12 protein-coding genes and 1 tRNA gene are annotated in these 13,039 nt (G+C 68.5%); 9 read left to right on the forward strand and 4 right to left on the reverse strand.

What is annotated here, in order from left to right; genetic code table 11:
- Positions 1 to 21 precede the first annotated feature (21 nt).
- The 3 genes from thpR to QGG57_04885 are packed head-to-tail and all read right to left on the reverse strand — an operon-like array spanning position 22 to position 3,463.
- The gene (thpR, locus tag QGG57_04875; GenBank protein ID MDP7007501.1) at positions 22 to 537 is read right to left on the reverse strand and encodes an RNA 2',3'-cyclic phosphodiesterase; all 516 of its coding nucleotides are present in this window, start codon (positions 535 to 537) and stop codon (positions 22 to 24) included.
- A 56-nt stretch (positions 538 to 593) separates the two neighbouring features.
- Positions 594 to 1,205 carry a GyrI-like domain-containing protein gene (locus QGG57_04880; GenBank protein MDP7007502.1) on the reverse strand — a complete coding sequence of 204 codons (612 nt, stop codon included), beginning with the start codon at positions 1,203 to 1,205 and terminating at the stop codon, positions 594 to 596.
- 38 nt (positions 1,206 to 1,243) lie between these two features.
- Positions 1,244 to 3,463 carry a type IA DNA topoisomerase gene (locus tag QGG57_04885; GenBank protein ID MDP7007503.1) on the reverse strand — a complete coding sequence of 740 codons (2,220 nt, stop codon included), beginning with the start codon at positions 3,461 to 3,463 and terminating at the stop codon, positions 1,244 to 1,246.
- A 113-nt stretch (positions 3,464 to 3,576) separates the two neighbouring features.
- On the opposite strand from QGG57_04885, the gene QGG57_04890 reads away from it, so the two are divergent.
- Complete coding sequence (locus QGG57_04890; protein ID MDP7007504.1) at positions 3,577 to 3,960, forward strand: CoA-binding protein; 384 nt, start codon at positions 3,577 to 3,579, stop codon at positions 3,958 to 3,960.
- A gap of 1 nt (position 3,961) precedes the next feature.
- On the opposite strand, the gene alaS is transcribed toward QGG57_04890, so the two are convergent.
- Positions 3,962 to 6,688 (reverse strand): alanine--tRNA ligase, encoded by a 2,727-nt coding sequence (gene alaS / locus QGG57_04895; protein MDP7007505.1) that lies wholly within the window; start codon positions 6,686 to 6,688, stop codon positions 3,962 to 3,964.
- 102 nt (positions 6,689 to 6,790) lie between these two features.
- Here alaS and QGG57_04900 point away from each other — a divergent pair, with 102 nt between their 5' ends.
- The 8 genes from QGG57_04900 to QGG57_04935 all read left to right on the forward strand — a co-directional run bounded on the left by QGG57_04900 (position 6,791) and on the right by QGG57_04935 (position 13,002).
- On the forward strand, positions 6,791 to 8,959 hold the full coding sequence (locus QGG57_04900; protein ID MDP7007506.1) for an oligopeptide transporter, OPT family: 2,169 nt from the start codon (positions 6,791 to 6,793) through the stop codon (positions 8,957 to 8,959).
- A gap of 1 nt (position 8,960) precedes the next feature.
- The gene (locus tag QGG57_04905) at positions 8,961 to 9,284 is read left to right on the forward strand and encodes a PqqD family protein (GenBank protein MDP7007507.1); all 324 of its coding nucleotides are present in this window, start codon (positions 8,961 to 8,963) and stop codon (positions 9,282 to 9,284) included.
- Positions 9,285 to 9,321: 37 nt separating this feature from the next.
- A tRNA-Gly gene (locus QGG57_04910) sits at positions 9,322 to 9,394 on the forward strand.
- Positions 9,395 to 9,548: 154 nt separating this feature from the next.
- Positions 9,549 to 10,265, forward strand: coding sequence for a hypothetical protein (locus QGG57_04915; protein ID MDP7007508.1), 717 nt, complete (start codon positions 9,549 to 9,551; stop codon positions 10,263 to 10,265).
- Positions 10,255 to 10,827, forward strand: a complete 573-nt coding sequence (gene trmY / locus QGG57_04920) for a tRNA (pseudouridine(54)-N(1))-methyltransferase TrmY (protein ID MDP7007509.1) — start codon at positions 10,255 to 10,257, stop codon at positions 10,825 to 10,827. The genes QGG57_04915 and trmY overlap by 11 nt, the downstream gene beginning before the upstream one ends.
- On the forward strand, positions 10,824 to 11,495 hold the full coding sequence (locus tag QGG57_04925; GenBank protein ID MDP7007510.1) for an isoprenylcysteine carboxylmethyltransferase family protein: 672 nt from the start codon (positions 10,824 to 10,826) through the stop codon (positions 11,493 to 11,495). The genes trmY and QGG57_04925 overlap by 4 nt, the downstream gene beginning before the upstream one ends.
- Positions 11,496 to 11,539: 44 nt before the next feature.
- Positions 11,540 to 12,550: a zinc-binding dehydrogenase gene (locus QGG57_04930; protein MDP7007511.1), complete on the forward strand. Its 1,011-nt coding sequence runs from the start codon at positions 11,540 to 11,542 to the stop codon at positions 12,548 to 12,550.
- Between the two features lie 29 nt (positions 12,551 to 12,579).
- Positions 12,580 to 13,002, forward strand: a complete 423-nt coding sequence (locus tag QGG57_04935; GenBank protein MDP7007512.1) for a hypothetical protein — start codon at positions 12,580 to 12,582, stop codon at positions 13,000 to 13,002.
- Positions 13,003 to 13,039 lie beyond the last annotated feature (37 nt).

The raw sequence follows: 13,039 nt of genomic DNA on the forward strand, positions 1-13,039 counted from the left end.
CTGAAGCGACCTGCTTCACCGTTAAACCGTTATCGCCCCGGCGCGCCCGTCGCCATCGATGTGGAACAGCGGCTCGTGGACCGCGCCGCTGCGACGCAACGTCGAGCGGAAGAGCGTCACGCGCGTGACGCTCCCGGAGCCGCAGTTGGCGTCGCTGTGGCACTGCACCAGTTCGCGCAGGTCGCGCGGCGGCCTGAAGCGCGCCAGCGTGACGTGGCCGACGAAGGGGCGGTCCTGTGAAGCGGTCGCTCCACGGAGTGCCAGCGCCAGCTCCGCCAGCCCTGCGCCGTGGACGCCGACCCACGCCACGCGCGCCTGCTGCGCGGAGTGGAACGCGCCGAGCCCGCGATACTCCAGCGCCAGCGGCAGCCGGCCGGCGCAGGCGGGCGCTGCCGCTTTCACGACAGCGGCGGCGTCAGGCCGTTCACCCAGGAACGCCAGCGTGACGTGATAGCTGCCGGCCGGCTGCGCCCCCAGCTCGTGCTCCAGCGGCCGCGCGTCGAAGCCGGGGCACTCCAGCGCCAGGAAGAGTCGCACGCCGGGCAATCGCCGTGCGGTTTAGCCTTTCTTCAGGTTTTGCTTTAGCGTCGAAATCAGCGCCAGGGCTGGCGGATTATTGTCTTCCACTTGTCCGGCGCGGCCCTGCGTATATCGCTCAAATATATCTCATGGTGGCGGCCGCAGGGCTCGCCACCTTCATCGGTGATGAATTCATGCACTCGCTCAATAGTGGGCACTTCCTCCGAGAACGGTCCCAGATGCAGGGTCTGGGCTACTTGCCCTTCAGCAAAGGATTCAAACTGCAGTTTCTCAAGTGCTGCAAGTGACTTTTTCTTCGCTACCTGCGTAGTTGCCTCTTCGAAGAGTAGCCGGTCGATGAACTCCGGCTGCATAATCATGGCACTCCAGCACCACTCATCTTTGCGCTCCTCGGCAAACGCTGTCGGGTCTTCAGCTGACCACAGCGCTTCCAGCGGCATTACGCCGTAGTCGATTTGTTGCGCTCCTTTCTTGACCATGAACTTAAGGGTATAGGAGACACTGAACAGCGCTTCCACCGCCGCCGCAAAAGCCTCCGAAGTGTTGGGGTCGCCTTCGCCGTCAATCATGATGAAATTGAATTCAGGAACATCTACCATTACGACTTTCCTTGCCGAAGGCCGGTAAAGGTGTGCGAGCTCCTTTTTCAGGTTAATCTTGCGCATGAGTTAATCTGAACTCAGTGACCTTTTATTAATCGTTTTTAGCCTTTCTTCAACTGCGTTTGCAGCGCGTTGATGAGTGCGCTGGCGGTGCCTTTGCGGCCGCCGGTGAGCGCCCCGAAGGAATCGGCGCCGACGAGCGCGCACGCCGCGGCTTCGTCGAGCTTGGCGCGCCCCGCAAGGCGCTTGATGAAGCCGACCTGCTTCGGCGAAGCGGCGCGCGGCTTCCCCGCGCTGCGCTCCTGCAGCGCGCTAATGAGCGCGCTGGCGCTCCCCTCTCGGCCGCCGGTGAGCGCCGCAAAGCTTTGGGCGTCAACGAGCGCGCACGCTGCCGGCTCGTCGAGCTCGGCGCGCTCCGCCAAGCGCTTGATAAATCCGACCTGCTTTTCGGAAGCGGGAACGTCCATTCCCGCGGTGAGCGGCTGCAGCTGCTCGATGAGTTCGCCGACCGCCTTGCCGTCCAGCTCGTCGATATCCTTGCCGGCGAGCAGCGGCTCCGCCGCCTCGCCCGCCTGTTGCGCGAGTGAGCGCAGGTACGCCAGCTGCCGCGGGGTTCCGCGCGACTTCTTGCTCTCGAGCGCGGCGGTGTGCAGCGTGCCGAAACGGTCGGCGAACTCGTGCCATGCCTGTGCCGCGGCGGTCTTGCCGCCCTCGACCTGGTCGAGTTGCACCTCCATTCCCGCCGTGAAGGCGGTCGAAAAAATTCCGTCGCTGGTGGTGCCGTAGCAGGGGGCGACCTGCTCCCACATCGTGCAGCCCGCGTCGGTCGCGTAGAGCCGCCCCTTTTCGTCGCGCGCATACTTGCGGTCGAGCAGCTTGCGGATGGTCTCGGCATAGGTCGACGGCCGGCCGATGCCCTCCACCTTCATCTTCGCCACCAGCCCGTGCTGCGTGTAGCGGCCGGGCGGCTTGGTCGCATCCTCGACCAGCTCGCTCCCGTCGAACGGCAGGCTGTCTCCGACCGCGGCGTCCGCCAGTGGCGACACCGGCGGGGCCGCTTTCAGCAGCCCGGCATACGCCGCTTCCCAACCGGCGAAAGTGCGCCATTCAGTCTTCCCCGCAGCAGTCCAGCCGCCCGCCTCGCCCACCAGCTTCAGTCGCTGCCATTGTGACGGCGACATCTGGCTGGCGGCGAAGCGCGCCCAGATGAGTGAGTAGAGCCGCGCCTGCTCTCGCTCGAGCCCTTGCGGCTCGCGCGCCTGCGGTCGCGTCGGCCGGATGGCTTCGTGAGCGTCCTGCACCCCCTTGCCGCTACCGCCACCCCCGACGCCGCGGCCGAGATGCGCCGCGTCCCACTCGTGCTCGATGTAGGCGCGCACCTCCTTCCGCGCGTCGGCGGAAGTGCGGGTCGAGTCGGTCCGCATGTAGGTGATGTGCCCCGCCTCGTAGAGCTGCTGCGCCAGTCGCATCACGCGCGCCGGCCGCCAGCTCAAACGCTGGCCCGCGGCTGCGAGCAGCGTGTCGGTCGTAAATGGCGGCCGCGGCCGCTTCTGGAAGCCATCAACGCTAGTGGCGGTCAGTACCAGGCTGCCGGCCGCTTCCATCGCGGCGTAAGCCGATTCGGCATTCTTGCTGTCGCCGGTGCGGTCGCTCCGCTTCTTGCCCTTCGAGTCGCGCCAGTCGTCGTCGAACTGCACCCGCAGTTCGACGCCGTTCGCGGTCAGGTGGACTTCCCAGTAGGGGATTGGCACGAACGCCTCGATTTCGCGCTCGCGCTCGACGACGAAGCCGAGCGTCGGCGTCTGCACGCGCCCCATCGACGCCAGGTTCCACGAGCGGCAGAAACGGGAGCCGCGGAAGCCAATCAGCCGGTCCATCAGCCGCCGAATCATCGCCGCTTCCACGAGTCCGATATCGACGTCGCCCGCCTCTTCGAGCGCGGCGGCAATCGCCGTCTTGGTAATTTCGTTGAAGGTCACCCGCTTCACGGCACCCAGGCTACCGAGCAATTCGGCCAGCCGCCAGGCAATGAACTCGCCCTCGCGGTCGGGGTCAGTCGCGACCAGCACTTCGTTGACGCCGCTCTTGCGACTGTCGGCGAGCAGTTTCCGGATGATGCTCTCCGCGCCCTTGGTAAAGCCCCATTCGGGCGCCGGCAGCTCGCCGTCGGCGGCCGCCCACATCGCCTTGCGGCCCTGCTTGCCCTCGGTCGGCAAATCCTGCACGTGACCGCGGCAGGCGCGGACCACGAACTCCTTGCCCAGGTAGCGCTGGATGGTGCGCGCCTTGGCGCCCGACTCGACAACCAGCAACCGGCTCACGCCGCCCCCGCGTTGCTCGCGGCTCATAAACGTTGCGACTCGCGCACGCGCACGGGGAGACTGTAAGTCTCCCTGCCCAAACCAGATTAACCGCCGGCCGCTGGCGAGCTATGGTGCTCGAAGCGTTGCAGCGGCCCGGCGTGCGCATCGCGCTGGTCGGCGCGTCGAACGACCCCGCCAAGTTCGGCAACCGCATCTTCCGCGACCTCGTCGCGAAAGGCTACGCCGTCTGGCCGGTCAATCCGCGCGAGCCGGAAATCGAAGGCGTCGCCGCACATGCCGACCTCGAGTCGCTCCCCGGGACGCCTGACATCGTCAACTTCGTCGTCCCGCCCAAGGTCGCGCTGGCGGTCGCCAAGCAGGCGCTCGCGCTCGGCATCCGCCGGCTCTGGTTCCAGCCCGGTTCTGAAAGCGACGAGCTGAAGGTGTGGCTCGCCGAGCAGGAAGACGTCAGCGCGCTGACCGATGCGTGCATCATGGTGCAGAGCGCAGGCTGATTCATTCCGCGAGCACCTTGCGGGCGGCCGCCGCGAGCGCCGCGAGCGCCTCGCCGGTGCGATCGGCCGGTACCGCGCCCTGCGCGTGCGTCGGTGCGCCGCCGCCGCCGCCGCCCGTGGCCTTGGCGGCGGCGCCAGCTAGCGCGCCGCAGTCCACTCCCACATTGCCGCCGCGCGCAGCCATGACGTAGCCCTTGCCGCCGGCGCGGGTCGCGAGCACTACCAGCGCGTCGCCCCCGGCGCTGAGCCGGCGCGCCAGCTCCTGCATTTCGGCGAGCGGCGCGTCGCCGCAGTCATTTATATATAAATCGACGGAACCGATGCGCTCTGCCGCGAGCTCCCCCGCCCGACTTTCAGCGCGCTCTTTCTCGAGCGCCGCAACGCGCGAGCGCAATTCTTTGCGCTCGTCCATCAGCTTGCCGGCGGCGTCCGCCACCTGCTCGAGCGGCACGCCCAGCGCCGCGGCCGCCTGCTCGAGCAGCTCGCGCTCCGCTTGCGCGGCGGCGACCGCTGCTGCGCCAGCCGAGAATTCGATGCGTTCCACGCCATCCTGAATGCGCTCGGTCCTCAAAACCTTGATGGCCTGCAGCGCGCCGGTGCGCGGGACGTGGGTTCCGGCGCACGCCTGCGCGTCGATACCGGGGATTTCGACCACGCGCACGTCGCGATAGTTGGGCGCGCCGCCCTGATAGAGCGTCGCCCCGTGTTGCGCGTCGGCCGCCTCGCGCGTCATGAATCCCGCTTCGACCGGGTGGTCGCCGCGGATGATGTTATTCGCCTCGCGCTCGAGTGCCGCGACCGCGGCGCGGTCGAGCCGCTGGTGGTGGGTAATATCGAGTCGCGCCGAGTCGGTCGCCTTGCGGGCGCCCGCCTGCCAGACGTGCGGCCCGAGCGTGCGCCGCGCCGCCGCGCCGATGACGTGCGTGGCAGTGTGGTGCTGCGAGAGCGCGTCGCGTCGGGTGCCGTCGACCGCCCCCTTTACGGCCGTCCCGACCGGCGGCACGTCGCCCTCGAGCGTGTGCAGCACCGCGTCGCCGCGCTTCACGGCGTCAACCACGCGCGCCTCGCCGCCCTCCCAGCGAAGCGTGCCGCTGTCGGCCGGCTGCCCGCCGCCTTCGGGGTAGAAGAGCGTGCGGTCCAGCGCGATGGCGTTGCCGTCAGCCCAGGTCACGCTCGCGTCGAATTCGCGTGCGCCCATATCATCGTAGAACACCATCTCGGTCGGCGGCAATTCCTCCTGCGCGGCCTTCGCGGCTGGTGCTTCCGCGGCTGAATGGCGCTCGGCGACGAGCGCCATGAAGCCGTCCGGTACTTCCACGCTGGCGCCCTGTTCGGCGGCGAACTCCGCCACCACCGCGGGCGGCAGCCCCTGCGAGTCGTAAAGCTCAACCAGCCGTTCACCGGTAATCTCGCCCGCGGCGAGCGTGCGTTGCACCGTGCGGCGTCCGCGCTCGAGCGTCGCGTCGAACCGTCCGCTCTCGAGCGCGACCAGCTCCAGGATGTGGTCGCGCTGCGTTGCCAGTTCGGGGTAGGTCGGCGCCAGCTCGTCGATATGCAGGCCGACGACCTGCGGTAACGCCTCGGGAATTCCCAGGTCGCGCAGCAGCAGCAGCGTCCGCCGCAACACCATGCGTGCCAGATAGCCGGCGCGCACATTGCTCGGCACCACCCCGTCGCCGAACATGAACGCCAGCGTGCGCGAGTGGTCGGCGACCGCGAACGCCTTCTCGAGCGGCTCGATGGTGTCGCGCAATTCCTCAAGCGTCAGCTTGTGGCCCGCGTCGCGCAGCCGACCGAGAACCTGTTCGCGCAGGCTGGTCAGGTCGGCGCCGTAATCTATCGAGAGCAGTCCGCAGACGCGGGCGTTCTCGGCAATCAGCGCGCCAGCCGCGCCGAGCTTCTCCGCAAGGCCCGCCTCGCGCGTCAGCAGCTCGACCGCAGTGGGGAATACGGCCTCGTAGATTGTCCCGGTTCCTTGCGACGCCCAGACCATCCGTTCCAGCCCGTAGCCAGTATCGACGATGGCGCGCGACATGCGGCGGAAGCGGCCGCCCTTCAGCTTGATATCGCCTTGCGGGTCATCAGCAAGGTCCATGAATACCAGCGTCGCCAGCTCCAGTCCACCCGCCAGGACTTCGAGCGCCTCGCCGCCGTTGCCGCCGCCGACCCATGGGTTTTCCTTGTAGGTCAGCGCCTCGGGGGGGACGCCCAGTCCGGTGTAGAGTTCGTGGCAGAGCTCGACCGTGCGGTCCTGCCAGTATATATCCTCGTCGTCGGTGTTGAAGGCATGGTGCGCCATCATCTCGAACGTCGTCAAATGGCGCCCGCTGCGGCCGACCGACTCAAGGTCGTTGAGCCGGATGCAGGGCTGCGAAATCGCGAGCGGGTTGGCGGGCGGCCGCGCCAGCCCCGAAGTCACGTGCGGCTGGAAGACTGCGATGGACGCAATCGTCAGGTAGAGGTCGTCGCGCCAGCGCGCCACCACCGGTGCGCGCTCGACCCGTTTATGGCCCCGCGTTTCAAAGAAGGCCAGAAACGCTTCGCGCATCTCCGCCAACCCCAGCGGCTGGTCGAAGAGCGGCGTGCCCAGGAACGAGTATTCGACGCAGGGCGCGTCGCCGCAGAGCGGCTGTTTCTCGAGCGCCCAGAAGTATGCCCGGCAGGCGCGGCAGCGCTGGCGCTGGAAGCCGTTCCCGGAGAAAAATTCCAGTTCCAGCGCGCCGCCCATGTTGCGCCATCCCGGACGGGGTAAAAAGCCCGGACCGGCGCTGCGCTGGCGGGTGCCTGCCGGACCGGCAATCGTTTATCACCTTGGGCCGTCGCGACGCTGATGGCCGCGGACCACGTGCCGTATGTGCCGGCGTCGCGCATTCTCCCGGAGATTACGCCGAAGGGCATCGCGCTGGCGGTAATCCTGGCGATGGTGCTGACGGCGGCCAACGTCTACCTCGGGCTCTACGTCGGGATGACCGTTTCCGCCTCGATTCCGGCGGCGGTGCTCTCGATGGGCATGCTGCGGGCGATTGCCGCCCTGCTACCGCGACAGGAGACCAACATCCTCGAGAACAACTGGGTCCAGACCGCAGTCTCGGCGGGCGAGTCGCTCGCGGCGGGCGTCATCTTCACGCTGCCGGCGCTGGTCGTGCTCGGGACGTGGGACGATTTCGCCTTTTTCCCGGTATTCGTCACCGCTGCCGTCGGCGGCACCATCGGGGTCCTCTTCTCAATCAGCCTGCGCCGTATCTTCATTATCCAGGAGCGGCTGCCCTACCCCGAAGGAGTGGCGTGCGCCGAAGTGCTCGTGGCGGGGGAGAAGGGCGGCACGCAAGTCATGCCGATTATCGCCGGCATCGCCTTCGGCGCGATTTACAAAATTGGCGCGGCGCTCGAAATCGTGGTTGACGGAGTTCTGCGCAAAGTCTCGCTCGGCCTCTGGCGCAACAGCTGGCACGACCACTTTACGCTACAGGGGCGGCTGCCGGAGTTCGGCACTATCACCCAGTCGCGCACCACCTTCTTCTTCGGTATCGAGCTCTCGCCGGCGCTGCTCGCGGTCGGGTATATCGTCGGCCCGCTAATCGGGAGCTTCGTCTTCCTCGGTGGCTTTCTCGGCGCGCTAGTAATCCTGCCGCTCACCTCGGGGCTGCTGCTGCCGCCCGAAGGGATGTCGATTGGCGACTTCGTCGGCTTCATCGAAATGCGCCGCCGCATGGTCGGGGTCGGGACGATGCTCGTCGGCGGGTTATACACGCTGGTGCTGATGCGCGGGCCGGTCATCAAGGGCATCCGCGACATGCTCGAGAAGGCCAACGTTTCTGAAGACCGCAGCGGCCTCTCGCGGACCGACCTCGACCTTGACCCGCAGGTGGTGAGCCGGCTCTCGCTGGCGATGGCGCTGCCGATGGCGCTGATGGTCTGGTGGGTCTCGGGACTCATCCTGCCGGCGCTGCTGGCGCTGCTGATAATCTTCAGCGCCGGCTATCTCTTCGCAGCGATAGCGGGCTACATGGCCGGGCTGCTCGGCAGCTCCAATAACCCGATTTCGGGCGTGACGATAATCGTCGTCATCTTCACCGCTTCGCTCTTCACGCTGCTCAACTGGCTGGTCTACGACGGCGCCCGCACGCAGGAGCTGGTCGTCGCCACCATCGGTGTCGCCGCCTTCGTCTGCTGCGCCGGCGCGATTTCGGGTGACAACCTGCAGGACCTGAAGACGGGCAACATCGTCGGGGCAACCCCGTGGCGGCAGCAGATTGCGCAGCTGGTCGGTGTCCTCGCCGGGGCGCTGGTGATTCCGCTGGTGCTGAACCTGCTGATTTCAACCTACGAACTTGGAAAAGATCTGGCGGCGCCGCAGGCGTTCCTGATGGCTGCGCTGGCGAGCGGCATCCTCGAAGGCACGATGGACTGGGCGATGGTGCTGCTCGGCTCCGGCATCGCCTTCTGCCTCATCGCGTTGCGTCACCACCGCGAAGAGTGGAACGGAGTGCCGCTGCACCTGCTCTTCCTGACCGTTGCGTACACCCTGTTCCTCGTCGGCGGGCTGGTCGAAGGGGCGTTGCCGGAGTTCGTCTTCATGGGTTCGCTCTTCGTCGCCGCGACACTGGCGTGGATGTTCGAACGGGGCGGCCTCGAGATTTCGGTGATGGCCGTGGCCGTCGGGATGTACCTGCCAATAATCATGTCCATCCCGATTTTCCTGGGAGGGATGATTCGGCTGGTGGTTGACCGCCGGCTGGGGCTGGGCGACGTGAGCGAGGCGGAGCGCGACAAGGCGCACGGCCCCGGCGTCCTGTTCGCCTCGGGGTTGATTGCGGGCGAAGCGATTATGGGCGTGCTGCTGGCGTTCTTCGCCGTTTCAGGTATTTACCTCGGGCTGCTCAACAACCCCCTCTTCTTCCCGGGGCTGATGCTCTTCGCCTTCGCCGGCTTCAGCGCTGGCTGGTTCACGCTGCGCGGCGCCGAGGACGACGTGATGGAAGCCGAGCTTGTCGACTGACTTGCGTGAGTTGCGGGTCATCCCGCTCGCGGAATTGCAGCGCGACGCGGCCGGCGCGTTTCTCGAGCGCGAGCGCGGCCGCTCGCGCCTCGGCCGGCTGCTCGAGCGCTGGCTGCGCGTGCCCTCGACGGTGCGCGTCGAGCTCGACGACTTCGGCGCCGCCGCCTGGAAAGCGATGCGCGGCGGCGTTCCCGTGCGGCAGGTGGGCGAAGCGCTGCGGCGCGAGTTCGGCGACGAGGCGGAGCCGTTGTGGGAGCGGCTGGCCGAGTTCCTCGCCATGGCCGAGCGCGGTGGGCTGCTGCGGCTCGACGATTTCGACGCGTGATAAGCGCTAAAGCGGGCGGCGGCGTCGCGCCGCCGCCGCGGGCGTAGTGTAGCCTGGTATCACCGGGGCTTCCCAAGCCCCTAACCCGGGTTCGAATCCCGGCGCCCGCAGCGTGTCCGCGCTGCGGGCGCGGTCACAGCCTAGGTTCTGGCCTCGCTTTGCTCGTCCATCACCGGCTGCGGCGCCCGCACCAGCGGCTACAGCGCATCCGCAGCGTGATTTTGCGGCGCGCCGCATAATTTAAGCCCCCGTGCGTGGCGAGGGGTGGACCGGGAACAGGAGCGGCTGCTGCGCAACTTCCTGCTGGTGCGCAACTCGTCGCGGCCTTCGCACCAGCAACTGGTGCAGCGCCACTTCGGCCAGCACGACAAGCTGATTGACGCGGGCGAACATGAATTTCCGCTCGAGTTCGTCAAGTACCTGCACCTGCTGCTGCCCGACACGCTGCTGCAGCGGATTGCGCGGGAAGTCACGCGCTCGCGTGAGGAAGGGCTCGAGCGGGCGGGGCTGCTCTCGGCGGAGCTGGAATACCGCACTCCCGAGCTGGGTGAGCTGGTCTACGACGTGTGGGTCAGCCATGACGAGCTGGAGGCGGAAATCGGCAAGCTGGAGCGCAGCGAGCACGGGCTGAATGCGTCGCCGCTCCACCGCTACTGCCGCGAGCACTCGGGCGATGGACGCGTCTGGTCGCACCTGCATACCCATCTCGACCCGGACGACATCCGTATCTCGCGCGCCGACAAGGCGGCGCACCGGCTGGGGCCGCCGGCGTTCATCGCCGCCGCCAGCGAGAAGGGGGCGCTGGCGCTGGTGCCATACCGCATGGACTCGCGCGCTTACGACTCTGACGAGGATTTCGACTACCGCCATTTCGCGAACATCACGCTGGCGGTGCTGTGCGACCACCCCGACGCGCATGACTACTCGGTGCTGAACCAGTTCCAGAAGTCAATCGAGGAGGGGCTGGCGCGTGGCGGCTGACCGCAATTTCCTGATTCTGGGCCACCGCGCGCGCACCGCGCCCGACTGGAAGCTGGACGACCTGTGCGGCGGCGGAGGCCGGCTGGATGTGCTGGTGCGCTGCGTCACCGCGGCGCTGTGGGTCTCGCACGGGCTGCGGCGCGACACCGATGCGTGGCTGCTGCTGTCGGGGCCGCCGACGCCGCCGGTCGCGGTCCACTTCTGCGGCGCGACCGTTCGCTACCTGAATCCCGACGAGCGTTCGACCGCGGCGCTGGTGCGCAATGGGCTGGTGAAGCTGCGCAACCGCGATTCCGTAGAAGCGAGCCCCGGCGTGACGCTGCATCGCATCGGCCTGCCGGAGGTGCTGGCGCGGCTGCCGCCCGCCGTGCTGCTCGACGAGGCGGGCGACACCACAGAGTTTCCGGAACCGCCGTTGACAATCGTGCTGGGCGACGACCGGGACCCGACCGAAGCGGAGCGCGGCGCGGGGCCCCGCGCGCCGCGCGTCCGGCTCGGCGACCGCAGCCTGCTCTCGTCGGCGTGCATCACGCTCGCCCATCACGCCTTGGACGCGCAATGAGCGCCCCCGTCGCTTCCGTCATCACCGCGCAGCGCCAGCTCGAGGGCGGCGGCTTTCCGGTGCGGCGCCCGCCCCGCTCCCCCGCTATGCACCCGCTGCTCCGCAGCGCGCCCTTGCGTCAGCCCGGCACAGCCGGTCCGACGCGGCCGCTGCTCCGCAGCGCGCCTTTGCGTCGCCCCGACAAGGCCGGCCCGACGCGGCCGCTACTCCGCGCGCTGCCGTTCAACCTGCTCTTGGTTGCGGGCTGCGGCGCTATCGCGTGGGCTGCCGTGCAGGCCGATGCGCAGCTGGGGCTGCCGGCGCTGGCGCACCCGGCGGGGATGGTGGTCGGCGCACTGCTGGTCGCGATGGGACTGCGGCTGCGGCTGCTGGCGACGATGGCCTACTACCAGCACCGGCTGGCGGTCGTGCGATTGCGCCCGCAGCAGCGGCTGGTGACCAGCGGCGTCTTCGCGCACCTGCGCAACCCGCTGCTGCAGGGGTGGTGGCTGTTGCAGGCCGGCTGGGGGCTGGCGTTCGGCACCCCGTCCGGGCTGCTGCTGGCGCTGGCGCTCGGGCTGGCGCTCGATTTCTGGGTCAAGTGGGAGGAGCTGACGCTGGCGGCCGAGTTCGGCGACGAGTACGTCGCCTACCGTGCGCGGACTCCGCGCTGGGGCTGGCGCCGCTAACCGGCCGCCATTGCTGCCTTAAACAGCGCGACGCCTGCCGGCCCGTGCAGCGCATCATCGCCACCCGCTACGGCCCGCCCGAGGTGATGCAATTCGAGGAGGCGCAGACGCCCGCACCGGGCGAGGGCGAGGTGCTGGTGCGGGTCGCGCGCGCCGGCATCAATTTTGCGGATTTGCTGGCACGTATGGGGCTCTACCCCGGCGTCCCGAAGCCGCCGTTCGTCCCCGGCCACGAAGTCGCCGGCACCGTCGCGGCGCTCGGCCCGGCGGTCGCTGGCCTGACGGTGGGCGACCGCGTCGTCGCCGGCCGCTCGTTCGGGGGCTACGCGACGCACACGATTGCGCCGCGGGCGACGGTCACGCGGCTGCCCGACTCGGTCAGTTTCGACGCGGCGGCCGCGCTGCCGGTCAACTACCTGACGGCGTGGCTTGCCGTGGTGCATCCCGGCGCGCTGCAGCCGGGCGAGACGCTGCTCATCCACGGCGCCGCCGGCGGAGTGGGGGTCGCGGCGACGCAGCTGGCGCGCATCCGCGGCGCGGCGCGCATCTTCGGCACCGCGTCGCCGGCGAAGCACGACTGGCTGCGCGAGCAGGAGGTCGAGCCGGTCCCGCGCGACGATTTCCGCGCCGCCATCCGCGAGGCGACCGACGGGCGCGGGGTCGACCTGGTGCTCGACCCGGTCGGCGGTGACCACCTGCTCCAGGGCTATCGCTGTCTCGCCGCGGGCGGTCGCATCGTCACCTACGGCATCTCGGCGATGGCGCCCGGCCGCAGGCGCAGCCGGCTGGCGCAGCTGCGCGAGTGGTGGCGCACGCCACGCTTCAATCCGCTCTGGATGATGGGCGCCAACCGCGCGGTCATCGGCGTCCATCTCGGCCGCTACCGCGATGCCGAGCGGCTGCAACGGGCGCAGGCGCAGCTCTTCGGCTGGCTGGAGTCGGGCGAAATCGCGCCGCACATCGACTCGGTCTTCCCCGGCGCGGAAGCCGCGCAGGCGCACCAGCACATCCACGACCGCAAGAACATCGGCAAGGTGCTGCTGGACTTCGCGTAACCCTATAACCGGCCGACCGCTCGCGCCCCATGGCGGAGTCGGACAGCGACGCTGCGGGCGAGGTGGAGCTGCACCGTCGCACCAGCGCCGACGAGGCGGACAAGCTCTTTCGCATCCTGTTCGCCGCGGTCCAGCTCGGGGCGCCCGCTTCCAAGCGGCAGATTGCCGAGCAGGCGGGGCTCTCGTCGCAGCTCGTGGATTACCACGTCCCGAAGCTGGTCGCGAGCGGGCAGCTGCTGCTGCAGGGCGGCCGCTACCGCCCGCAGGCGTGCCTTACCGACCGCAACCTGTTCCGGCTGATGAAGTCGTCGCTCATCCGCCAGCAGCTCATCGAGCAGGTCGCGGCGGGGCTCGACTTCTCGCAGGCGGAGAAGGACGAGGGCGCAGTCATTGAGGAGAATATTTTGAGCTTGCTGCGGCTCTTCACGGTCGAGCTGAAAAAAGGGCGCTGAAATCGCTCGTTGCGCACCGCTCCGGGGCCGTGGCGCG

This window comes from Candidatus Poseidoniia archaeon (assembly GCA_030748895.1).
In the GTDB taxonomy this organism is placed as follows: Archaea; Thermoplasmatota; Poseidoniia; order MGIII; family CG-Epi1; genus UBA8886.